Origin of the sequence: Mesorhizobium sp. BR1-1-3, assembly GCF_020165455.1 — a bacterium.
GTDB classification, from domain to species: domain Bacteria; phylum Pseudomonadota; class Alphaproteobacteria; order Rhizobiales; family Rhizobiaceae; genus Mesorhizobium; species Mesorhizobium ciceri.
This window is the reverse complement of sequence record NZ_JAIUIC010000010.1, coordinates 1-20,166: the sequence shown is the minus strand read 5'-3', so window position 1 is coordinate 20,166 and position 20,166 is coordinate 1. Positions and strand designations below refer to the sequence as shown.

22 protein-coding genes are annotated in these 20,166 nt (G+C 62.6%); 11 read left to right on the top strand and 11 right to left on the bottom strand.

Annotated features, from left to right (window positions below; all coding sequences use genetic code 11):
- Window positions 1-158 precede the first annotated feature (158 nt).
- The gene (locus tag LB559_RS21455; protein ID WP_224674924.1) at window positions 159-1,112 is read left to right on the top strand and encodes a hydrogen peroxide-inducible genes activator; all 954 of its coding nucleotides are present in this window, start codon (window positions 159-161) and stop codon (window positions 1,110-1,112) included.
- A 20-nt stretch (window positions 1,113-1,132) separates the two neighbouring features.
- Here the strand turns inward: LB559_RS21455 and LB559_RS21450 are convergent, their stop codons facing one another.
- On the bottom strand, window positions 1,133-1,846 hold the full coding sequence (locus LB559_RS21450; protein ID WP_013530139.1) for a DNA helicase: 714 nt from the start codon (window positions 1,844-1,846) through the stop codon (window positions 1,133-1,135).
- Between the two features lie 583 nt (window positions 1,847-2,429).
- Between LB559_RS21450 and LB559_RS21445 the strand changes: the two genes are divergently transcribed.
- The 3 genes from LB559_RS21445 (at window position 2,430) to LB559_RS21435 (ending at window position 5,473) form a co-directional block, all read left to right on the top strand.
- The gene (locus LB559_RS21445) at window positions 2,430-3,407 is read left to right on the top strand and encodes a murein L,D-transpeptidase catalytic domain family protein (RefSeq protein WP_224674923.1); all 978 of its coding nucleotides are present in this window, start codon (window positions 2,430-2,432) and stop codon (window positions 3,405-3,407) included.
- Between the two features lie 579 nt (window positions 3,408-3,986).
- Complete coding sequence (locus LB559_RS21440; RefSeq protein ID WP_027162069.1) at window positions 3,987-4,343, top strand: SPW repeat protein; 357 nt, start codon at window positions 3,987-3,989, stop codon at window positions 4,341-4,343.
- 212 nt (window positions 4,344-4,555) lie between these two features.
- The gene (locus LB559_RS21435) at window positions 4,556-5,473 is read left to right on the top strand and encodes an NADP-dependent oxidoreductase (protein ID WP_224674922.1); all 918 of its coding nucleotides are present in this window, start codon (window positions 4,556-4,558) and stop codon (window positions 5,471-5,473) included.
- Window positions 5,474-5,505: 32 nt separating this feature from the next.
- Here the strand turns inward: LB559_RS21435 and LB559_RS21430 are convergent, their stop codons facing one another.
- On the bottom strand, window positions 5,506-5,841 hold the full coding sequence (locus tag LB559_RS21430) for a hypothetical protein (protein WP_224674921.1): 336 nt from the start codon (window positions 5,839-5,841) through the stop codon (window positions 5,506-5,508).
- A 580-nt stretch (window positions 5,842-6,421) separates the two neighbouring features.
- On the opposite strand from LB559_RS21430, the gene LB559_RS21425 reads away from it, so the two are divergent.
- The gene (locus tag LB559_RS21425; RefSeq protein WP_013530134.1) at window positions 6,422-6,862 is read left to right on the top strand and encodes a DUF2267 domain-containing protein; all 441 of its coding nucleotides are present in this window, start codon (window positions 6,422-6,424) and stop codon (window positions 6,860-6,862) included.
- Between the two features lie 62 nt (window positions 6,863-6,924).
- On the opposite strand, the gene LB559_RS21420 is transcribed toward LB559_RS21425, so the two are convergent.
- The 3 genes from LB559_RS21420 to LB559_RS21410 form a co-directional block, all read right to left on the bottom strand.
- Window positions 6,925-7,140, bottom strand: a complete 216-nt coding sequence (locus LB559_RS21420) for a hypothetical protein (RefSeq protein ID WP_013530133.1) — start codon at window positions 7,138-7,140, stop codon at window positions 6,925-6,927.
- A 57-nt stretch (window positions 7,141-7,197) separates the two neighbouring features.
- Window positions 7,198-7,443 (bottom strand): hypothetical protein, encoded by a 246-nt coding sequence (locus LB559_RS21415; protein ID WP_013530132.1) that lies wholly within the window; start codon window positions 7,441-7,443, stop codon window positions 7,198-7,200.
- A 178-nt stretch (window positions 7,444-7,621) separates the two neighbouring features.
- Complete coding sequence (locus LB559_RS21410) at window positions 7,622-8,524, bottom strand: alpha/beta fold hydrolase (protein ID WP_064994553.1); 903 nt, start codon at window positions 8,522-8,524, stop codon at window positions 7,622-7,624.
- A gap of 101 nt (window positions 8,525-8,625) precedes the next feature.
- Between LB559_RS21410 and LB559_RS21405 the strand changes: the two genes are divergently transcribed.
- A complete protein-coding gene (locus LB559_RS21405) occupies window positions 8,626-9,591 on the top strand; it encodes a LysR family transcriptional regulator (RefSeq protein WP_013530130.1) in 966 nt (321 codons plus the stop codon).
- On the opposite strand, the gene LB559_RS21400 is transcribed toward LB559_RS21405, so the two are convergent.
- Complete coding sequence (locus LB559_RS21400; RefSeq protein ID WP_024504113.1) at window positions 9,554-10,258, bottom strand: DUF4336 domain-containing protein; 705 nt, start codon at window positions 10,256-10,258, stop codon at window positions 9,554-9,556. The two genes, LB559_RS21405 and LB559_RS21400, sit on opposite strands and share 38 nt — an antisense overlap.
- Window positions 10,259-10,394: 136 nt before the next feature.
- Here LB559_RS21400 and LB559_RS21395 point away from each other — a divergent pair, with 136 nt between their 5' ends.
- Entirely contained in the window at window positions 10,395-10,967 is a 573-nt protein-coding gene (locus tag LB559_RS21395; protein WP_224674920.1) for a TetR/AcrR family transcriptional regulator, read from the top strand.
- A 479-nt stretch (window positions 10,968-11,446) separates the two neighbouring features.
- Here LB559_RS21395 and LB559_RS21390 read toward each other — a convergent pair whose 3' ends face one another.
- Entirely contained in the window at window positions 11,447-11,896 is a 450-nt protein-coding gene (locus tag LB559_RS21390) for a GatB/YqeY domain-containing protein (RefSeq protein WP_013530126.1), read from the bottom strand.
- Window positions 11,897-12,172: 276 nt separating this feature from the next.
- Here LB559_RS21390 and carA point away from each other — a divergent pair, with 276 nt between their 5' ends.
- Window positions 12,173-13,390, top strand: a complete 1,218-nt coding sequence (gene carA / locus LB559_RS21385) for a glutamine-hydrolyzing carbamoyl-phosphate synthase small subunit (protein WP_013530125.1) — start codon at window positions 12,173-12,175, stop codon at window positions 13,388-13,390.
- Window positions 13,391-13,463: 73 nt separating this feature from the next.
- Here the strand turns inward: carA and LB559_RS21380 are convergent, their stop codons facing one another.
- From LB559_RS21380 to mntR, 4 genes are all read right to left on the bottom strand, one after another.
- The gene (locus LB559_RS21380) at window positions 13,464-14,729 is read right to left on the bottom strand and encodes a TCR/Tet family MFS transporter (protein WP_063168787.1); all 1,266 of its coding nucleotides are present in this window, start codon (window positions 14,727-14,729) and stop codon (window positions 13,464-13,466) included.
- Window positions 14,730-14,885: 156 nt separating this feature from the next.
- Window positions 14,886-15,812, bottom strand: a complete 927-nt coding sequence (locus LB559_RS21375; protein WP_224674919.1) for a neutral zinc metallopeptidase — start codon at window positions 15,810-15,812, stop codon at window positions 14,886-14,888.
- 198 nt (window positions 15,813-16,010) lie between these two features.
- A complete protein-coding gene (locus tag LB559_RS21370; RefSeq protein ID WP_013530122.1) occupies window positions 16,011-16,199 on the bottom strand; it encodes a hypothetical protein in 189 nt (62 codons plus the stop codon).
- Window positions 16,200-16,288: 89 nt separating this feature from the next.
- Window positions 16,289-16,738, bottom strand: a complete 450-nt coding sequence (gene mntR, locus LB559_RS21365; RefSeq protein ID WP_024504117.1) for a manganese-binding transcriptional regulator MntR — start codon at window positions 16,736-16,738, stop codon at window positions 16,289-16,291.
- Between the two features lie 235 nt (window positions 16,739-16,973).
- Between mntR and LB559_RS21360 the strand changes: the two genes are divergently transcribed.
- From LB559_RS21360 to LB559_RS21350, 3 genes are all read left to right on the top strand, one after another.
- Window positions 16,974-18,338: an Nramp family divalent metal transporter gene (locus LB559_RS21360; protein ID WP_013530120.1), complete on the top strand. Its 1,365-nt coding sequence runs from the start codon at window positions 16,974-16,976 to the stop codon at window positions 18,336-18,338.
- 87 nt (window positions 18,339-18,425) lie between these two features.
- Window positions 18,426-19,250, top strand: a complete 825-nt coding sequence (locus LB559_RS21355) for a protein-L-isoaspartate O-methyltransferase family protein (protein WP_224674918.1) — start codon at window positions 18,426-18,428, stop codon at window positions 19,248-19,250.
- Between the two features lie 126 nt (window positions 19,251-19,376).
- Window positions 19,377-20,027, top strand: a complete 651-nt coding sequence (locus LB559_RS21350; protein WP_224674917.1) for a dihydrofolate reductase family protein — start codon at window positions 19,377-19,379, stop codon at window positions 20,025-20,027.
- The last annotated feature ends 139 nt before the right edge of the window (window positions 20,028-20,166 follow it).

The window sequence follows — 20,166 nt, the reverse complement described above, 5'->3', positions numbered from 1 at the left end:
AGCCCGATACGCGACCGAATATGTTGGATGTCCTGTTGCTGCGGGCATGCGCCTCACCAGGCGGTCCCGGCTGCTCCTCATCTTCGTTACGACTCCTATAGCAAAGCCGCTTGATTAATTTAAGTTGGATTTCCTGATTGCAGCGATAAGATGACATTATGACAAACCTGACGCTGAAGCAGCTGCGTTATTTCGAGGCGCTGGCCCGGCACAATCATTTCGGCCGCGCCGCCGATGCCTGCTCGATCTCGCAGCCCGCCATCTCGGTGCAGATCCGGGAGTTGGAGGAAACGCTGGGCACGGAGCTTTTCCAAAGAGGCCCACGCCAGGTCCGGCTGACCAATTTCGGCGAGGAATTCGCCTTGCGCGTCCGCGACATCCTGCGCTCGGTGGATGAGCTGACGGATCTGGCCCGCGCCTCGCGCGACCGGCTGGTGGGACGGTTGCGCATCGGCGTGATCCCGACGATCGCACCCTACCTCCTGCCTGCCATCATCGGCAACCTCGCCCGCATGCATGACGGGCTCGATATCCACGTGCGCGAAACGCAAACGCAGAAGCTGATCCAGGAACTGGCCGACGGCCGGCTCGACGCGGCCATCGTCGCCTTGCCGGTGTCGGAACCCTCGCTGACGGAAATCGTGCTGTTTGCCGAGAACTTCGTGCTGGTCCGGCCCGGCGAGGACGAGGGAAAGTCGGTCCCCAACCGCGAAATGCTGCGCGAGATGCGGCTGCTTCTGCTGGAGGAAGGCCATTGTTTTCGCGATCAGGCGCTGTCGTTCTGCAACATGCATTCGGCGCGGCCAAGGGAGTTGCTGGACGGCAGCTCGCTGTCGACCCTGGTGCAAATGGTCGGCGCCGGTGTCGGCGTCACCTTGATTCCCGAAATGGCCGTGCCGGTGGAGACGCGCTCGGCGGCGGTGTCTGTCGCCCACTTTGCCAACCCCCAACCGTCGCGGACGATCGGCATGATCTGGCGCAAGACAAGCCCGATCGCCAAACAGCTGATGCTTATATCCGAAGTGGTTCGCCAGGCGGCCGATACGTTGCGGGCGCAGCACGGCTCGGCATTGCTTGCGCAGCCCGTGAATCTGCCGGCAGCCGCCCAATGAAGGCTTGGCTGACCCGATCGTCAGCCTGCCGCGTGGAACCGGATCTCGCCCTTGTTCAGGAAGCAGGTCTTGTTGAACAGCGACAGATCCAGAGGGTTCGGCAACCGCACATCGCCGATATCGGGAACCGGCTTCTGCGCCGGGTCGTAGGACCGGTCGATCTGCGAGATGAAGACGAGGATCAATCCCCTGTCGCCGGCAAACGCTTTCAGCGTGCGAACCTGCGCCATCAGCTCCGGATTTTGCCGCTTCTGGTCGAGCAGTTGCAGATAGTCGATCACCACCAGCGTGCCGCGCGGCGCCGAGCCCAATGCCTTGACGATGTAGTCGGCGCTGATGGCGTCGGAATTGTCGAACACGAACCGGTCGTTGAACTGCACCGGGTCTGCCCCGATGGCTCGAAACCGGTCGAGCACATCCCGCTGCGTATACTCCAGCGTGAAGAACACGCCCCGACTGCCGGACTTCATGGCTTCGATTGCCAGTTCGAGACTCATCAGCGTCTTGCCGTGGCCGGGTCGTGCACCCACCAGGACCAGATCGCCGGGCGCAAGTTGCGCAAACAGTGTGCCGGCAGGCGCCGCCCCGGCTGCCTTGGCCGCAAGCAGGCTCCAACTGGCGAAGCCTTCCCGTACTGCAACGCGATCAAGCGCTTCGTGGAGCGGAATTTTGGCCTCGCGGGACAACAGCCTGGCTTGACGCTTCAGATGATAGATGGGCGCGGACAGCTTCATGACAAACCTCCTGGTGCGAGCCGTTTTCGCAACCCCTCCTTATGCCAAGCGCTCGAACAGTTGGTTCGGTGATGAGAGAGCCCTGCATGGATGATGCTTTCCCGGCGGAGGGAGGAGGCGTGAGCCACGCCAGAATCAGATGATAGCTCAATCCCTGCGTATCGAAAATCGCGGAACTCAAGAGATCAGGTTCCGAACTCGCGGCTTTTCGCGATAGGAATTTTTTCTTGACTCCCTGCACTCATCTATGGTACATATTTGTCCATGGTGCTGATTTGCGCCAATGGCCCGCCGCACAGGCGGGTTTTTCGTTTGATGCTCCGTCAGCCAACGCGCCGACGAGCTCGAAGGAACCCGCCAACCCGAGTTCGTTGCCCTGCTTCAAGGATGCGAAGACGTCCGCCGCAAGCCTGGAGCCAGCATGTCGGCGTAGGCGTTTGCATGCATCGACCTGCTTTACGGATCTTCATGCGGGCACGCTAAACAAGATGTGTTTCGCCTGATAATGCGAGGCCATCTATGATCGATTCTCGCGGCAATACCGCAAGAAATAGCCATTCGCTTCGACAGGAGAATTGATCCGGTGCGGTTGAGATCTGTTTGTCTGGGCGTCGTCGCCAGCTTTTTCGTCGCCGTCATCGCCGTGACGGTGTCGGCTCGATCCTTTGCCGCATCATCTGACGTTCCGGCCTGGCTGCAGGCCCATGTCGGCAACAGCGACGGCCAGATCTCACAAATTGTCCTCGAACGTGCCCGCGCGCTTTATCGGAAGAAGGTCGCCCAAGGGGCCGTCAAGAACCCCTGCTACTTCGCCATGGATGCCACACGCCCCAGCGATCTGGGCAATGGCGTGCTCGGCCGCCGCTACTACGTCATCTGCGAGGCCAGCGAGTCCTTCCGCGCGATTTCGTCGGGTCATGGCAGCGGGCGGAATCTGAAGGGCGTCGTCGATTTTTCGAACGGCAAGCGGTGCGCTAGGAACTTCGGCAATGCGATGGATTCATCGTTGACGGCCGGCGGCGCCTATATGACCCGCGAGGCGAAAACCTCGTTCAAGGGTTATTACCGCACTGGTGCGAAACGGGACGTGGCTTTCCAGCGCACCTTCATCCAGTTCGACGGCGAAGGCGAAGCCGCGAACGCCAGGCAGCGGGTGATCGGCGGCCACGCGGCCCAGGTGCTGCACGGCCTGTGCCTGCGCAAAAATCCGAACAGCTCGCATGCCGACCATGACGGCTTCGTACCGTTCGGCAAGCTGGTGGATTATGCCGGCGGTCGCAGCAATGGCTGCACCAGTTGGTCGCCGGCGGATGCGCAGCAGATTATCCCGATGGTCAAGGACAATCCGACGACGCTCTACATCTACCCGGAATCGCGCGACATCGCCGCGGTCGCAGCCAACCATTCACAGCCGGGCACCTATTGGAACGCGTCCTGCCTGAAGGAAATCGGCACACCGAAATTCTGGCCGCGAAAGACCCTCGAGCCGATCATCGCCCAATACAGGAAGGATCATCCGGCACCGCCGCCGCAGCCAGTGCCGATTTGCACGCAGCCGTGACGTCCGCTTCGGCATGCGAACCATGCGCATTGATCAGCCGTCGTGAACCGGTATCGATCCCGATCTCCGAGGTTTGGCAGCGTCTGACTCCCCGCGCGTCGTCGATGTCGGTAGCCAAAGGCTGGGATAGGTTCATTTGTAACCTCGGCGCGATGGTCCCCAGAGACAACGCGCGCCCATGGCGCGGGCGGCCGCCGCCGGACCAAGGGTACCCGCGGCAGGAAGGAAGCGGCACAGAAGGCTGCCAGAACGCGAACACATCACGCTTACATTGAACGTCTTCTTCGAGGACTGGCGCTCCGGGTGACGACTATGATCGAGAGGCGATCACATGGGTAATCGACTGCGCCTCGCACCTTCCCGCCGCGTTGTATGTCGCGAACGGATCGGGAGTGGCTGAATGCTCCCGGCGAGGAGAGTTCCCGGTGCCGTGCCAGGCCGATTGGTTGGAACCAACGGCCTGCTCTCCAGTTAGAAAGCCAGCAAGTCTGGTTGTAGCCTTGCCGCCATGTGACCGACGGTTTCAAGGCCGCCGATTGAGCTTCGGAAGCGTGGAGAGCACGCTTGATGGAGAAAATCATGAACCAATGGTCAAACGCCAAGCTCTGTGACGTAGCAAATCTGGTCCTCGGAGCAATTCTCTTCTTCTCTCCATGGATATTCGCCTTCGCGGCGGGGACACAGTCCCAGAATGCCATGGGCAGCGGCATCGTGATTGTCGTGCTTTCGGTTGCCGCCCTCTTCGCCTTTGCTGTCTGGGAGGAATGGCTGAACCTCGTTGTGGGTCTTTGGGTAGTTGTGTCTCCCTGGGTGCTTGGATTCCAGGCAACCACAGCCATGGGCGTGCATGTTGTAATCGGCGTTCTGGTCGCGGTTCTGGCTGCGATCGAGCTGTGGATGATGAACCAGAACCCGCCGACGCAGTCTACGGCCTAGCAGGACTGGGCGTCCTTGCGGCGGCCTGATCGTGACGGATTGGCCGCCGACAAATTGGCATCCCGCTGGGTCGCCGATGATGGTGGAAAATCATCTGACGGTGGCCCCCTGGGAGGCCAGCGTGCCTGCCGCCGCAACCTCGGCTGCACAGCCGCTGACGACAGCCCTGCAGACAGCGTCGCCGAAAGCCAGACAACAGGAGGTATGCCGACATGAAAGCAATCCGCATCCACGCTTTTGGCGGACCTGAGGTCCTTTCGATCGATCAGGTCCCCTCGCCTCAGCCCCTTGACGACGAGGTTGTGCTCAGGGTCCGCGCCGCAAGCGTCAATCCGATCGACTACAAGACCCGCGAAGGGTCGGTGAGCGAGACCCTGCCGGTCACGCTCGGGCGCGACGTATCCGGCACGGTGGAAATATGCGGTACGCGAGCGCATACGTTGAAGAAGGGCGACCCGTTGTTTGCGATGCTTGGTCATGACCGGGGCGGCAATGCCGAATATGTCGTGGTCAAGGCGACGGAGGCGGCTGCCAAACCGGATCGTCTAAGCCATGTCGAAGCCGCGGCGGTGCCGCTTGCCGGCGTCACCGCATGGCAAGGCCTTTTCGATCATGGCGGCCTCAAATCCGGACAACGGGTTCTCATCCATGGCGGCGCCGGCGGCGTCGGTCATCTGGCGATCCAGCTGGCCAAGGCCGCGGGCGCGTTCGTCGCGACAACCGTTTCCGCCGAGGACGTCGTTTTCGTCCGTGAGCTTGGCGCCGATCAGACGGTCGACTACAAGAATCAGCGTTTCGAAGAGGTCGTCGATGCGGTCGACCTGGTGTTCGATCTTGTCGCGGGCGACACGCAGGAGCGCTCCTGGGAGGTGCTCAAGCCTGGCGGGACGCTCGTTTCCACGCTTTCCCAACGGTCGCAGGAAAAGGCAAACTTGCGTCGGGCGCGTGGCGTCTCCTACCTGGCCGAGCCGAATGCGGCGCATCTTGCCGAGATCGGCCGCCTCATCGAGGCCGGCAAGGTCACCCCCTTCGTGCAAGCCACCTACCCTCTTGGAGAGGTCGCCAAAGCGGAAGAACGGCTGGAAAATGAGCATGTGCGTGGCAAGATCGTGCTTGAGGTTTCCGCCTAGCGCGAGTTGATGCTCCTGCCCTCTCGAACGGGTTATCCGATCCGCGCCTTGCCGTCGCTGTCCGGCACGTTTGGAAACAGCACCTTCAGCTTGTGTTCCGCGCTTGCCCAACTGCACCTGTGATGTTGCCACAGGCACCAGTTGCTCACCGCAAAAGCTAGAATGCCGACGGTCACGGCGAGACTGGCCGTCGAGCCAACGACAACCTTGAGCATCACGCCGGCAAAGACACCGGCGATGGCACCGTTGACGACATTCACCATCCCTGCGGTTCCGGCGAACGCTTGCCAGGGCCTTGGCTTGAGGCCGACATCGGCCAGCAGAGCCGTTTGGTTGTCATGGGTGGAGTGAACCAGATAGCGCGCCATCGAAGGGGTGAGCTCGGTGTAGCAGTGCCTGATGCGTGCCTGCCGCGGGCGTGGACCATGTCTTCGATGGCCACCTGCACAGCCCTGACGAATGTCACCAGCCCAATGAAGTAGAGGCACGGCAACAGGATCAGGCTGAACAGCATGAAAGGAAGCCCCATCCTCGTCACCTGGGCCACGAAAGCAAGGGCGATCGTGGCGCTGGATACCGAAGTCAGGAACAAATTTGCGCGCTGATTTGCCTCCTGAATAGTCGCCGCCCTGGCGGTCCCCAGCACCAAATGCTCCGTCGTCATCATCTGCAGGAGTTGCTGTCGGTTCTCGCCTTCAGTGGTTTTTGTCTTCCTTGCAGGCATCGCAAAAAACCCGTTGCAGGACGCGCTCCCCCCAACCAGCTCCTCAAAGCCGCCCACCCAGGAACGAACTGCTTCGGAAGGGGTTCCGGCGCAACCAAGACCGCTACCGTGGATCCCGGGGCAGAGCCGGATCACAGGCCGAGCCAATTTTGTCGACAGATAGCGAAACGACTGTCCCTGAGCATCGTTTCGAAACCAGACATGAATTTGATGAGGAGGCGATGATGAGCGCTACCGGTTTGGATGTCTTTGACAGGACGCTGCAGACAACCAACATCTGGCTCGACGAGATCATGGACGATCATGGTCCGGATCGGCGAATTGCATGGCACATATTGGGCGCGGTCCTGCGGACCGTAAGGGACAGGCTGCAGATCGGGCTTGCGGCCAAACTTGGGGCGGAACTGCCGCTCCTGGTGCGCGGCGCCTATTACGACCACTACCGGCCCGCAGCCGAGCCGGACAAAACGCGCTCCCTGGAAAACTTCTCGCAGCACATCGGCGAGGAATTGAAATCGATCCGCCCCGTCGATCCCGAGGATGCAGCACGCTCGGTATTCCGAGTTCTTGCACGGCATATTGATCTTGGCCAATCGGCTAAGGTGCGCGATGCGCTGCCGAAGGAAATTCAGGCGCTCTGGCCCGAAAGCCTCGGTGTCAAATAGAGATGGCACGAATCTGACGGCTCCCCGGACAGCCAGGCCGAGGCTGGCGCCCCTGTCGGGCGTCAGTCCCGCAAACGGTTGGCGGCATGATCCTGATGCTGCTCGGTCGCGACCTGCCTGGAGTCCAAACCGCGTTCTTTGGAATGCTGTGCCTTGTCGCGATTGGACAGAACCTTGTTTTCTTCGAGCTTGTCTTTTGGCGTCACGGTCATGGCGCCTGTGCCGGAACCCTTTCCCTGTGAACCTGCTCCGATGTGCTTCTTGCTGCCGCGTGCCATGGGCTGCCTCCAATCTATGACGAATGTTCCAGGAGCGTTGCTGGTCCGTGACGCGCTTTAGTCGTCGGCACGGTTCTTGTGATGGGCGCTTTCCTGATTCTTGCCGCGAAGCATGTTGCGGTCGTCTGGATCGACGAGGTCCGGTGTATCGGTCCTCATGTCCGCTCCCTTGCGCAGTGCTTCGCGTTCCGCCGCTGATCGTTTCAGATCCGCCTCGGCATCAAAATCCTTGCCGGCGTTCTTTGTGTTTTCCCGCTCTTCAATGATGCGAATTTGTTGATCGTGGGTTTTGCGTCCAGTCATCGCTTTCCTCCGGCGTGTTCGTGTCGGCGCCCGAAAGTGGCGTCGCCGGCCGTCTCTAAGGTCGGTTACGGCGTTTGCCTGGCCGAGCCTGCCTTCGTGCTGATAATGACAAGGTGACGGGATCGTTCCGAAAGGCGTTGAAAAGCTTCTCGCCAGATGGCTCGGCTCGGCCCGGCGCTCACATTGACGCAGGCTCCGGCTGGCGCCCGCCCTTGTGAACCGCAGCGTCCTTTGAACGCTCGGCAACCGCCGGGCTGGTGCCGGATGCCTTTGCCGTCGCGGCACTCGGCTCCGCGCAGAAATCGATGACAGCCTGGATGAACTCTGCCGGATATTCGATGTTCGACAGATGGACCGCAGGCAGCACAACCAGCTTCGCGCCGGGCACCGTCGCGGCGATCAGCTCGCTGTGGCTGGCTGCCGTCACCGTGTCGTGCCGACCGGCGATCACCAGCGTCGGCCGGGGTATCAGTGCCACGGTGCGGCGAAGGTCCGCGTCGCGAACCGCCGCGAACAGACCCGCCAGGCCCTGCCGGTCGATAGCCAGCAGCATGGCGCGAAAGTCTTCGACCACAGGCTCGTTGGCGGCAACCAGCGACGCGGGGAACCAGTTGCTCAGGAACGTCTCGGCGGTTTCCGACATGTCCGGCGCCTGGCGCACCGCAGCGATCCGCTCGTCGAAATAGCTTGCCGGCGCCAGATGCGACGAGGTGTTGCTCAGGATCAGCCGGTCGATCCGCTCGGGCGCGTGGATGCCGAGCCACTGCGCGACGAACCCGCCGAGCGACAGGCCAAGGAAATGTACGCGTTGCAGGTCGAGCGCATCGAGCAACTCGATGACGTCGCGGCCAAGCCGGTCCAGCGAATAGGCGCCGACCGGAACGCTCGATCCGCCATGGCCGCGAAAATCGTAGCGCAGGACACGAAAATGCTTCGACAATTCGCCGACCTGCCCATCCCACATGTGCAGCGTGGTGCCGATGGAATTCGACAGCACCAGCACCGGCTTGCTTGCCTCGCCGTCGAAGCGGTAGGCGATGCGCGTGCCGTCGCCCGTTGTGACGAAATTCAGCTCATTCATGATGAAGATTCCTTCTGGAACGTTGAACGAGACAGAGCCTAGCTGTGGAGCGATTTTGTTGATATTACAAAGATAAGACAATCTCTGTAACAAAAACTGACATGGCCGAATTCACCCTGCACGATCTGCAATGCTTCGATGCGGTGGTCCGCACCGGCGGTTTTCAGCCTGCGGCGGCCATGCTGTATCGCTCGCACCCCGCGGTGTTCGCCGCCGTCGCCAAGCTGGAGCGACAGCTCGGCCTCGTCCTTTTGGATCGCAGCGGCTATCGCGTGCGTCCGACCGAGGCCGGGCTGTCGTTCCACCGCCGAGCGCTATCGCTGCTGCGCGAGATGGACGGTTTGCGCGTCCATGCCGCCCAGTTGGCGATGGGTGAGGAAAGCGAGATCCATGTGGTGATCGGCGACCTATGCCCGCGCCCGCAGGTGCTCGGCATGCTCGGGCGATTCTTCGCACAGTTGCCCGGCACGCGCCTGCATCTGCATTTCGAAGCGGTGGGCGGCCCATGGGAGCGTCTCTTCGACGACGAAGCCGACCTGATCCTGCACTGGGTCGACAAGGGCGATGCGCGGGTGGAATGGGTCGATTTGTGCAAGGTGTCCTTCATTCCCGTGGTGGCGCCGGGCTTTCTGCCTCAGCGTATCGAGCAGCCGATCACCCCGGACCAGATGCAGGCACTCACCCAATGCGTCATGCGCGACAGCGCCCGCCATTCGCCACAACAAAACTATTCGCTGATCGAAGGCGCGCCGCAATGCCTCGTCGCCGACCAGGGCATGAAGAAGGAGATCATCCTGCAGGGCCTTGGCTGGGGCCACCTGCCCCGCTTCCTGATCGAGGAAGAACTGCAGGACGGACGCCTGCACTCCATTGCCGGCCGTCATCTGCCGGGCCGCACCGACGAACTGGTGGTGGCGCGCCGCCGCGACCGGCCGCATGGGCCGATCGCGAACCGGCTGTGGGATCATATCCAGCAGGAAGCGCCGGCATTGCGCCGTGTGCTCGAAGCGCCGAAATCCGCCGAGGAAGTCAGCGGCCAACCAGCCAGCGAAAAGCGCGACGGATGAACGTTTGAGCGTCCTCCGTCACTGGTTCGCCGTGCGCCATCAGCACTCTTTCGGCCGGCCATGCCAGTATGCGTTGAAGAGCGGCACGCGCGGCGCGCCGGTCGGTAAAGCCGGCGCGGAATTTTCGCGGCACTGAGGGCTCTGCGGCCACCATCAGATCCAGCCGGGCTACGAGCGCCCGCCAGCCCTTGAACCATCCGGCGTGGAAATGCTGGATCAGATCGGTGAACAACACTGTCCTGCTTGCGCGGTGGAAGAAGACAATCTCGGTGGTGATCCTGTTGCCGCGCACGACGACCTGGTCGAGATCGTCCGCCCAGTCGGCGGCAGGCGTATCGCCGAGCTCGCCGCAGAAGAGGATATCTCGGCGCTTTTCCCGCAGGCCGGGTGGCGCATAGACCTTGGCATCGGGATAGCCGCGTTGCCAGTCAGCGAGAAACACGTGGTGAAGCGAATTGGGCGGGATCAGGAAGCGCACCACGCCCAGAGCGTCCACATCGGCGCGCAGCTCGTTCGTGAGCTCTACCGGTGACCAGATGAACAAACCGCCCCCGGACAATCCGATAACGGCCATACGCGTGGGATAGTGAAAGCCGGCGGCCGCCGTGACGATCGGACCATCCGCAATCCAGATCCCAAGGCCGAATTCCTTGAGACTACCAGCCATTTGCACATTGCTTCCCATAGAGCCGCTTGAATTCCGATGCGCCACGGTCGACCCTTCGCGGGATTGGCGGCTGCCGCAATGCGGCGGTCACGCAGCAAAAGTTTACATATGTGTAAATTTACACTAGGGTATAAAAATGACAACCCCAAAGCGGACCGAACGGTCGCGAAGCCTCATCCTCTATGCCGCCGACCTGGCGTTTCGGGAGATGGGGTTTGCCAACACCTCGGTCGAGGAGATCGCGACGCGCGCCGGCTTGACCCGCAAAACGGTCTACAATCTGTTCAGTTCGAAAGAAGAAATCGCGTTGCGGCTCATCGCCCGCGTGGAGGCGGGCGATGCCGCCTACCGCGCCCGCATGGCGGCGAACGAAGATGTATTCGTCATGCTCGAGACAGTCTTTCTCGACAGCGCCGGCTGGTGCCTGGCCAATCCCTCGCTTGCCAGGCTGGCTCTTGCCCCCGCCGAGCGTCCGTCCCTGCAGCCGCCGCCCGACCGGCCCTCATTCCAGCGCCTGGTCCGGGACCTTCTGGTGCTCGGCCAACGGCAAGGTGTCATTCGCAGGGATGACGATGCCAATTTCATGGCGCTGGTCCTGCTTGGAATATACGGCCAGGCGATGCTTTCGGCGCTTTCGGCCGGGTCATTCAGCGAGGACGAGATCAGGCACCTCATCCGCATCGTCGTTGAAGGGATCGGCAAACGCTAACTACGCGAACCACTTGTCCGCCGATCTCCAAAGCGCCGCAGGAGTGCTCCCGGCCTTCGCTTCGTTGGCTGCTCTTCGGAGCCTTGGCGTCCTTTGAACGCTCCGCGATAGCGGGGCCGGCCCCGGACGTCTTTTCGGTTGCGGCGCTCGGCGTGACTTGTCTTGGCGGGTTTTGTCCCTCCGACTGGCGGGTGCGGTCTTCCACTTCGCCCATCCGGCGGGTGAGCCCTATTCCGCCGGCAGGCTTCTCGTTGGCGGCCGCATCCTGGGAGAATTCATCGGAAGCGTCGGCACCGGTCTTTGCCGGATATTTCGTCGCACCGGTTTCATAGCGGGTTTCGTTCTCAGTCATGGCATCTCTCCAGTTGCATGACGGATAAACATCTCGGCGCTATCCGGGTTCCAATTCCTGGACTTGGATTCCGGACGGATCTGGATTCCGCCCGGTCGGCCACCCAAGCGACGAGATGAGCAGCACCCTACTGCAGCAGACCCTTGACGATGCCGCTCGCCTTGCCGAAATCCATCTGGCCGGCATATTTCTGTTTCAGCGCGGCAATCACCTTGCCCATGTCCTTCTGGCTGGCCGCACCGGTCGCGGCGATCGCCTCGCGCGCCGCCGCGGTTACCGCCGCATCGTCCAGTTGCGTCGGCAGGAAGGTGCGGATGATCTCCATCTCGCCGCGCTCCTGCGCGGCCAGTTCCGGCCGCTTGCCGTCATCGAAGGCTTTGGCCGATTCCTCGCGCTGCTTCACCATCTTGGCCAGGATCTGCAGGATCTCCTCGTCGCTGGCCGGCTCCTTGCCTGACCCGCGATTGGCAATGTCGCGGTCGTGAATGGCGGCCTGGATCAGCCGCAATGTCGGCAGCCGGTGCTTATCCTGCGCCTTCATCGCGCTCTTCAGGGATTCGGCGATTTTGCCGCGCATGGTGCATTCTCCTTCGATCGGCGCGGACAATAGCGCCGCGGGCGAGCCAAGGCAAACTCTGATGTGCCGAGGCAAGCCACTGATTTTGCTAGGCGAAATAAAATATGGCGGCATTTCGCATGATCATTGACCGCCCTGCCCCCTTCCCCTATGTACTGGGCCTTGCATGAACGGAAATTTGACTGCGTGGAAGCCGCGAAATCGCCGCTTCGCGCCGTTTGCCGCGCAGATGGCCCGCCGGGCCGGTTGCAGCGCGCGGCCTGACAGGAGTGCCGCATGGCCGAGATGACGCCCGCCTTGACCCCCGCTTGGGCCACGGAAAAGCCGACCGCCCTTCTGGTGCTGGCCGACGGCACCGTCATCGAAGGTCGCGGTCTCGGCGCCACCGGCTCCGCTGTCGCCGAAGTCTGCTTCAACACGGCGCTGACCGGCTATCAGGAAATCCTCACCGATCCGTCCTATGCCGGCCAGATCGTCACCTTCACCTTCCCGCATATCGGCAACATCGGCACCAATGACGAGGACATCGAGGATCTCAATCCGGTCGCTCGCGCCGGCGCCGTCGGCGCCGTGTTCAAGGCCGATGTCACCAACCCGTCCAACTACCGCGCCGGCACTGGTCTCGACCAGTGGCTGAAGAAGCGCGGCATCGTCGCTTTGTCGGGCATCGACACCCGTGCGCTCACCGCGCTGATCCGTGAAAAGGGCATGCCCAACGCCGTCATCGCGCATGCGCCCGATGGCGTGTTCGACATCGACGATCTCAAGCGCCGCGCCGCCGCATGGTCGGGCCTGATCGGGCTCGATCTCGCCAAGGAGGTCACCTCGGGCCAGTCCTCGGTCTGGCGCGAGACGCCCTGGGTGTGGAACGAAGGCTTTGGCGAACAGATCGAACCGACAATGCACGTCGTCGCCATCGACTACGGCGTCAAACGCAACATCTTGCGCCTGCTCGCCGGCCTCGGCGCCAAGGTCACCGTGGTGCCGGCCAAGTCCGGCGCCGAGGAAATCCTCGCCATGCAGCCGGACGGCATTTTTCTCTCCAACGGCCCCGGCGACCCGGAAGCCACCGGCGACTATGCCGTTCCGGTCATCCGGGATCTGCTGAAGACCGACATCCCGGTGTTCGGCATCTGCCTTGGCCACCAGATGCTGGCGCTGGCGCTGGGCGGCAAGACCGCCAAGATGCACCAGGGCCATCACGGCGCCAACCATCCGGTCAAGGACCACACCACCGGCAAGGTCGAGATCGTCTCGATGAACCACGGCTTTGCCGTGGATGCCGACTCGCTGCCATCGGGCGTCGAGGAAACCCACGTCTCGCTGTTCGACGGTTCGAATTGCGGCATCACGCTGACCGGCCGGCCGGTGTTCTCGGTCCAGCATCACCCCGAGGCTTCGCCCGGCCCGCAGGATTCACACTACCTGTTCCGCCGCTTCGTCAATTTGATCCGCGAAAAGCGCGGTGAGGAATTGCTGGCCGAACGGGCTTAGCGCGATCCGGTAGCGCCGCCCCTCATTGCCCTGCCGGGATGGCGCTCCCTGGTGAGCGCAATGCGGTTGTGACTCACACCTGTGCTCCATCCTCAGCGACACCGGTGGCGACATTCGTGCGCGCTGCCGGTCTCGCAACTTTCGTCACAAAGACGATGACCGCCAGCGTCAGGAAGCACGCTCCCAGCAGATAGGGCGCGCCGCCGAAGGTCACCGGCGCGCTTGGCCCGGTGAACCAGGAAAAGATCGCCGTGTAGAGCAGCGGCGTGATGATCGAGGTGATCGAGAAGATCGAGGTCATCGCGCCCTGCAGTTCGCCTTGCGCCGAAGGCGGCACCTTGGCGGCGGCGAGGCTCCGCAGCGGCGGGTCGGCCAGCGCTTCCAGGCAGCCGACGACGATCACCGCATAGATCATCCAGCCTTGCGACGCGAAGGCGTAGCCGAAGGCGCTGGCTGCCGTGAATGTCAGGCCGATGACCGCCGTCTTCCACTCGCCAAGCCTCGGGATGACGCGCGGCAGCACCGTCGCCATGACGATCGCGCCGCACAGGCCGAAGGCGCCGAGCGAGAAGCCGATCTGCTGCTCGCTCCAGCCATAGCGGTAGCTGGAGACGAACGACCAGACCGCCGGATACATCATATGCCCGAGCGTCATCAGGAAGAAGACAAGCCCGATCCAGCCGATGCCTTGGTATTGGCGCATCTGCAGAAGCGTGCCGACAGGGTTGGCGCGTTTCCACTCGAAGCGGCGGCGGTGCTTGTCATCGAGCGTTTCCGGCAGGAAAAACAAAGCGATGAGGAAATTAACGAAGGCGAGCCCGGCGGCGAAATAGAACGGCACGCGCGGCCCGAACGTGCCGAGCAGCCCGCCCAGAACCGGCCCGATGACGAAGCCGACGCCAAATGCGATGCCGAGCAGGCCGAAATTCTTAGCCCGATTGTCATCGTTCGAGATGTCGGCGATGAAGGCCGATGTCGTCGAATAGCTGGCGCCCGAAATGCCGGCCAGCACGCGCCCGATGAACAGCATCGGGTAGGACCAGGCGACGGCGCAGATCAGATTGTCGATGGAGAAGGTCAGCACCGATGCGAGCAGGATCGGCCGCCGCCCGAACCGGTCGCTCAAGCCGCCCATGATCGGCGCGAAGAAGAACTGCATCGCCGCATAGACGAAGAACAGCCAGCCGCCTTCGATCGCCGCGCCGCTGATGCTGACCCCGGTCAATTCCCGGAGATAGGCCGGCAGCACCGGCATGATCATGCCGAAGCCGATAATGTCGAGCAGCAGCGTGGTGAAGACGAGCGCAAGGCCCCGTCTGGCGGTTTTGGGGTCGATCATGCAGGATCAAGCTCCTCTGCTCGCCCTCAGGCGCAGGCGGACGCACCTTGTAGGCGAGCTCGCGGAAAGGAACAATGCAGGAACAGGCCGAATCTATTCATCCTGACACCACCTGACGGCAGCATCGCCGGCAGGTGAAGCTCGACAACGGTCTGGTCAGATCGGCCCACTCAGCGTGTTGCAATCCGACAGCTTGCCGCTCTTGTAACCACGCGCCAGCCAGGTCTGCCGCTGCTGCGAGGTGCCGTGGTTGAAGCTTTCCGGCACGACATAGCCCTGCATCTTCTTCTGCAGCGTGTCGTCGCCGATCTGCTTGGCGGCGTTCAGCGCGCTTTCGATGTCGCCCTGCTCCAATATGCCTTTCTGTCCGGTGTAGTGGGCCCACACACCGGCAAAGCAGTCGGCCTGAAGCTCGATTCGCACCGACATCTGGTTGGCCTCGACCTCGCCCATGCTCTGCCGCATCTGGTTGAACTTGGACATGATGCCGGTCAGGTTCTGCACATGATGGCCGATTTCATGCGCGATCACATAGGCGCGGGCAAATTCGCCCGAAGCGCCGAACTGCTGGTCGAGTTGCTGGAAGAAGGTCATGTCCAGATAGACCTTGTGGTCGCCGGGACAATAGAACGGTCCGGCCGCCGCGGAGGCAAAGCCGCAGGCCGAACGGACCTGGCCGGAAAACAGCACCAGCTTGGGATCCTCGTAGGTCAATCCCTGCGACTTGAAGATGCCGGTCCAGGTGTCCTCGGTCTCGGCCAGCACGGTCGCCACGAACTGCTTCATCTCGTCATTGGCGGGGGCGGTGCCGCTGTCCTGGCCGCTGTTGTCGGTGATCTGGCCGCCGCCGCCCGGCAGCAGGCCGCCGTCGCCGCCACCCAGGATCGTCGAAGGATCGAAGCCGAAATACCATCCGGCCAGCACCACCAGGATGACGAGGAAGATGCTGCCCCCGCCACCGGTGCGGCCGCCGATCGGAATGCGGAACTGGCCACCGCCGCCGCCGAGTCCGCCGCCGCCGCTGTCGCTGTCGCTGCGGTCGTCCTCGATATTGTCACTCTGACGACGGCCCTTCCAGAGCATGGCAACTCCTCGTGCAGCAAACCTCCCCGTTGCTCCGGGGCGACAAACAATTATCCCAACGGTTGCGCCAAGTCACAGCATTTTTCGATGGCCTTTTTGGCCACACGCGTTGCCTTGCGGCCAAGTTCGTTGTGGCGAGCGGCTCGGCGTTGCAATCGTCCCCGTGGCCTACGCCGATCACGTAAGCCCGACAGAGAGCTAATCTTCCTGCTTGGCGCCGGCGCTCTTGCCGTCGGAGCTCTTCGAACGCTCCTCGAAACGCGCCGCGCCCTTTTTCAGCGGATGGCCGGTTTCGGCTTCGGTCTTGCGCTCATCCCTGGCCGCCGCCTGTTTCAGTCCCTCGGCTGCCTGCTTGCCCTTTGCCGCCGGCGTTTGTTCGATGCCCATCGTTTCCTCCCTTTCGCGCGCCAATCGCACGGATCTGGTGCAAACGTGTCTGGCGTGCGACGGTTCCGGCGACGCGGGAACTCTGGCGCTCAGCGCGCCGTCATCGCCTTGCGGAAGGCTTCCAGCGTCTCGGCGCTGACATGGTGCTCGATGCCCTCGGCATCGATGCGCGCTGTCTCCGCACTGACACCGAGCGAGCGCAAGAAAGCTTCCACCGTCTGGTGGCGGATGCGGCTTTCCTCCGCGACTTTGCGGCCGGCTTCGGTCAGGAACACGCCACGATAGGGTTTTCTCGACACCAGACCGTCGGCGCACAGCCTGGTCAGCATCTTGGCCACTGTCGGCTGCGCGACACCGAGCCGTGCGGCGATGTCGACCTGACGCGCCTCGTTGCCGTCTTCGATCAGGTCGGCGATCAGTTCGACATAATCCTCGACCAACGCACTACGGCGCGCTTCGCGCTGCTGCCGGAAGCCCTCCGAATGAATTTCGGCGTCGAGCAGCGGCTCGCGCGGAACTGGTCTGTTCTTCAGCACCAATACGCGCTCCTCCCAGGACTATTTGCCATCCATGCTTTCATAGCACGGGCTCTGATTCTTCAGGCCGTTTATTTGCATTCCGCAACAGGTGCAACCGGGGCTTCCGATTGCCGTTTCACCCGATGACCGCCAGCCGGATAAAAAGCAACGACAATGAAATATAGCATATTGCATAATATTGAGCCATGGCATAACTTAAGGCAACATCGTCCAGTCTCGCGGAAAGCCATCCTTCATGTCCGAAGCCGAAGCCACAGCCTCCCGTTCCTCATGGCGGTTCGCCAGGCCCGACGAGGACGAGCAGCCCAGCCTGCGCGAAGTCAATTCCTCTATCGCCGTGCCGAACTCGGGCGTCTGGTTCCGTCGCCTGTTCGCCTTCATGGGTCCCGGCTACATGGTCTCGGTCGGCTATATGGACCCCGGCAACTGGGCGACCGACCTCGCCGGCGGCGCCCAGTTCGGTTACACGCTGCTGTTCATCATCATGCTGTCCAACCTGATGGCGATCCTTTTGCAGGCGCTGGCGGCACGGCTCGGCATCGCCACCGGCCGCGACCTCGCCCAAGCCTGCCGGGCCTATTATCCCCGGCCGGTGAACTTCGTGCTGTGGATCGCCTGCGAGCTGGCCATCATCGCCTGCGACCTGGCCGAAGTCATCGGCACCGCGATCGCATTGCAGCTTCTGTTCGGCATTCCGCTGATCGGCGGCGCCATGCTGACGGCGCTCGACGCCTTCCTCGTGCTGCTCCTGATGAACAAGGGGTTTCGCTATCTCGAAGCCTTCGTCATCGCGCTTTTGATCATCATCTTCAGCTGCTTCGCCATCCAGATCTTCGTCGCCGCCCCGCCGGCCGGTTCGATCCTGCATGCCATGTTCGTGCCGTCGTCGGAAATCGTCACCAATCCGGCGATGCTCTACATCGCCATCGGCATCATCGGCGCCACCGTCATGCCGCATAATCTCTATCTGCACTCCTCGATCGTGCAGACCCGCGCCTATGAACGCACCGACAAGGGCAAGCGCGACGCCATCAAATGGGCGACGACGGACTCGACCATCGCCCTGATGCTGGCCTTATTCGTCAACGCCTCGATCCTGATCGTGTCCGCGGTCGCCTTTCACAACACCGGCCACCAGGACGTCGCAGAGATCGGCCAGGCCTTCGAGCTGCTGTCGCCGCTGCTCGGCCTCGGCATCGCCTCGATCCTGTTCGCGGTGGCGCTGCTGGCTTCCGGCCTGAACTCGACGGTGACGGCCACGCTCGCCGGCCAGATTGTTATGGAAGGCTTCCTGCGCCTGCGCATCCCCAACTGGGCACGCCGGCTGCTGACGCGCGGCCTCGCCATTATCCCGGTGGTGGTCGTCACCGCGCTCTATGGCGAAAAGGGCACCGGCCAGTTGCTGGTGTTCAGCCAGGTCATCCTGTCGATGCAACTGCCCTTCGCGGTCGTCCCGCTGGTGCAGTTCGTCTCCGACAAGAAGAAGATGGGCAATCTCGCCATTCCGCGCGGCGTCGCAGCCCTTGCCTGGGTGGTCGCCGCGATCATCCTGGTGCTCAACTTCAAGCTGCTCTACGACACCATGTTCGGGGTCGGCTGAGTTCCGCTTCGCCTGGAAACCGGCTGCCCTCTGCGCAGGGGGCAGCCTCGCGACAAATCGGCAATCCGCGCTATGTTTTCCGGCATCATGACCCGGATCGAAGACATCAGGAAATTCTACGCGCGGCTGCTGGCCGCCAATGCCGGCTCGCCCGACCCACGTCTGGAAGCGGCTTTCGCCGACGTGCCGCGCGAAGCGTTTCTCGGTCCCGGACCGTGGACGGTCGTCGCCGGCAACGGCAAGGTCAGAACACCGAGCGCCGATCCGGCTCATATCTATCAGAACGTGCTGGTGGCGCTCGACGACGACAAGGGCATCAACAATGGCGAGCCATTCCTGCACGCCATGTGGATTGGAAAGCTTGAACCGAAACCCGGTGAGGCGGTTTGCCATATCGGCGCCGGCACCGGCTACTACACCGCCGTGCTGGCCCGGCTGGTTTCGCCAGGCGGCATCGTCACCGCTTTCGAACTCGACGAGAAGCTGGCCGATCTGGCGCGGCAAAATCTCGAAGCCTATGGCAATGCGACGGTGGTCCATGGCGATGCCGTGACGACGCCCCTGCCGCCATCCGACATCATCTATGTCAATGCCGGGGTCGCAGCGCCCCCGGCCGGATGGCTGAAGGCGCTGCGGCCAGGCGGCCGCATGATCTTTCCCTGGCGGCCGGCCGAGCGCGTCCCGCTGGCGGTGATGGTGACACGCACGCAAAAAGGCTTCGCCTGCGATCCGTTCATGCGGTCGTGGTTCATTCCCTGTGTCGGCGCCTCGGTCGCGGACCCCGCGGCGATGATCCCCACCGGCGAGCAGGCCGCGCGCAGCCGCTCGATCTGGCTGGTCCAGGACAGGGCGCCGGACGCCACCGCCACCGCCATATCGGGCGATGTCTGGTTCTCGTCGGAAACTCTCTAAGCCGGACCTCGCAAATGACGGTGATTTTCCAAAATTTCGTCCTGTCCTGTCGGACCGGTGGCTCGTCGCCCGTCCTTGGGCTGAAGTCCGCCACGACGGCGTGGACCGAAGAACGGGAGCATTGGAATGAGAAAGATTATCTCTGCGACATTCATCAGCCTCGACGGCGTCATGCAGGCGCCCGGCGGCCCGCAAGAGGATCCGGTCGGCGGCTTTAAGTTCGGCGGCTGGACCTTCCATTACTTCGACGAGGCGGGGGGCGCGGCGATGGATGAACTGTTCTCCAAGCCTTTCGCCCTGCTGCTCGGCCGCAGGACCTACGATATCTTCGCCGCCTACTGGCCGTATCAGAAAGATCCGATCGCGGATGCCTTCAACCCCGCGACCAAATATGTCGCGACGCATCGGCCCGACACCCTCACCTGGCAGAACACGCAATCGCTCGGGCCTGATATCGTTGCGGCGTTGCGCCGCCTCAAGCAGGAGGATGGACCCGACCTGCTCATCCAGGGATCGGGCAACCTGATCCAAACGCTGCTCGCCAACGGGCTGATCGACGAGATCCGGCTGATGTTCTTCCCGCTGTTGCTGGGCAAGGGCAAGCGGCTGTTCGGCGACAGCGCGATCCCGGCCGCCTTCAAGCTCATTAAGTCGCACGCAACCGGCACCGGCGTCATCATGGCGACCTACGAACGCGCGGGCGAGGTCAAGGTCGGGTCGTTTGTCACGGGAGAGCCGTCGGACGCCGAGCTCGAGCGGCGGAAGAACTGGAAGTAGCAGGACCTGGGTTCCTCGCCCCACGATGAAAGATCGACCCCCACTCCGTCGCTGCTTCGCAGCGCCACCTTGTATCTACACGAGAGAGATTTCGTGGGATTAGAGCGATTGAGCCAAGGTCCGGGTGGCCGCCCGGACC

What these genes read in the sequence shown, in the direction of transcription:
- LB559_RS21455 (WP_224674924.1), top strand. Translation starts at nt 159, where the DNA reads ATGACAAACCTGACGCTGAAGCAGCTGCGTTATTTCGAGGCGCTGGCC.
- LB559_RS21450 (WP_013530139.1), bottom strand. Translation starts at nt 1,846, where the DNA reads ATGAAGCTGTCCGCGCCCATCTATCATCTGAAGCGTCAAGCCAGGCTG.
- LB559_RS21440 (WP_027162069.1), top strand. Translation starts at nt 3,987, where the DNA reads ATGAACCAATGGTCAAACGCCAAGCTCTGTGACGTAGCAAATCTGGTC.
- LB559_RS21435 (WP_224674922.1), top strand. Translation starts at nt 4,556, where the DNA reads ATGAAAGCAATCCGCATCCACGCTTTTGGCGGACCTGAGGTCCTTTCG.
- LB559_RS21430 (WP_224674921.1), bottom strand. Translation starts at nt 5,841, where the DNA reads ATGGCGCGCTATCTGGTTCACTCCACCCATGACAACCAAACGGCTCTG.
- LB559_RS21425 (WP_013530134.1), top strand. Translation starts at nt 6,422, where the DNA reads ATGAGCGCTACCGGTTTGGATGTCTTTGACAGGACGCTGCAGACAACC.
- LB559_RS21420 (WP_013530133.1), bottom strand. Translation starts at nt 7,140, where the DNA reads ATGGCACGCGGCAGCAAGAAGCACATCGGAGCAGGTTCACAGGGAAAG.
- LB559_RS21415 (WP_013530132.1), bottom strand. Translation starts at nt 7,443, where the DNA reads ATGACTGGACGCAAAACCCACGATCAACAAATTCGCATCATTGAAGAG.
- LB559_RS21410 (WP_064994553.1), bottom strand. Translation starts at nt 8,524, where the DNA reads ATGAATGAGCTGAATTTCGTCACAACGGGCGACGGCACGCGCATCGCC.
- LB559_RS21405 (WP_013530130.1), top strand. Translation starts at nt 8,626, where the DNA reads ATGGCCGAATTCACCCTGCACGATCTGCAATGCTTCGATGCGGTGGTC.
- LB559_RS21400 (WP_024504113.1), bottom strand. Translation starts at nt 10,258, where the DNA reads ATGGCTGGTAGTCTCAAGGAATTCGGCCTTGGGATCTGGATTGCGGAT.
- LB559_RS21395 (WP_224674920.1), top strand. Translation starts at nt 10,395, where the DNA reads ATGACAACCCCAAAGCGGACCGAACGGTCGCGAAGCCTCATCCTCTAT.
- LB559_RS21390 (WP_013530126.1), bottom strand. Translation starts at nt 11,896, where the DNA reads ATGCGCGGCAAAATCGCCGAATCCCTGAAGAGCGCGATGAAGGCGCAG.
- carA (WP_013530125.1), top strand. Translation starts at nt 12,173, where the DNA reads ATGGCCGAGATGACGCCCGCCTTGACCCCCGCTTGGGCCACGGAAAAG.
- LB559_RS21380 (WP_063168787.1), bottom strand. Translation starts at nt 14,729, where the DNA reads ATGATCGACCCCAAAACCGCCAGACGGGGCCTTGCGCTCGTCTTCACC.
- LB559_RS21375 (WP_224674919.1), bottom strand. Translation starts at nt 15,812, where the DNA reads ATGCTCTGGAAGGGCCGTCGTCAGAGTGACAATATCGAGGACGACCGC.
- LB559_RS21370 (WP_013530122.1), bottom strand. Translation starts at nt 16,199, where the DNA reads ATGGGCATCGAACAAACGCCGGCGGCAAAGGGCAAGCAGGCAGCCGAG.
- LB559_RS21360 (WP_013530120.1), top strand. Translation starts at nt 16,974, where the DNA reads ATGTCCGAAGCCGAAGCCACAGCCTCCCGTTCCTCATGGCGGTTCGCC.
- LB559_RS21355 (WP_224674918.1), top strand. Translation starts at nt 18,426, where the DNA reads ATGACCCGGATCGAAGACATCAGGAAATTCTACGCGCGGCTGCTGGCC.
- LB559_RS21350 (WP_224674917.1), top strand. Translation starts at nt 19,377, where the DNA reads ATGAGAAAGATTATCTCTGCGACATTCATCAGCCTCGACGGCGTCATG.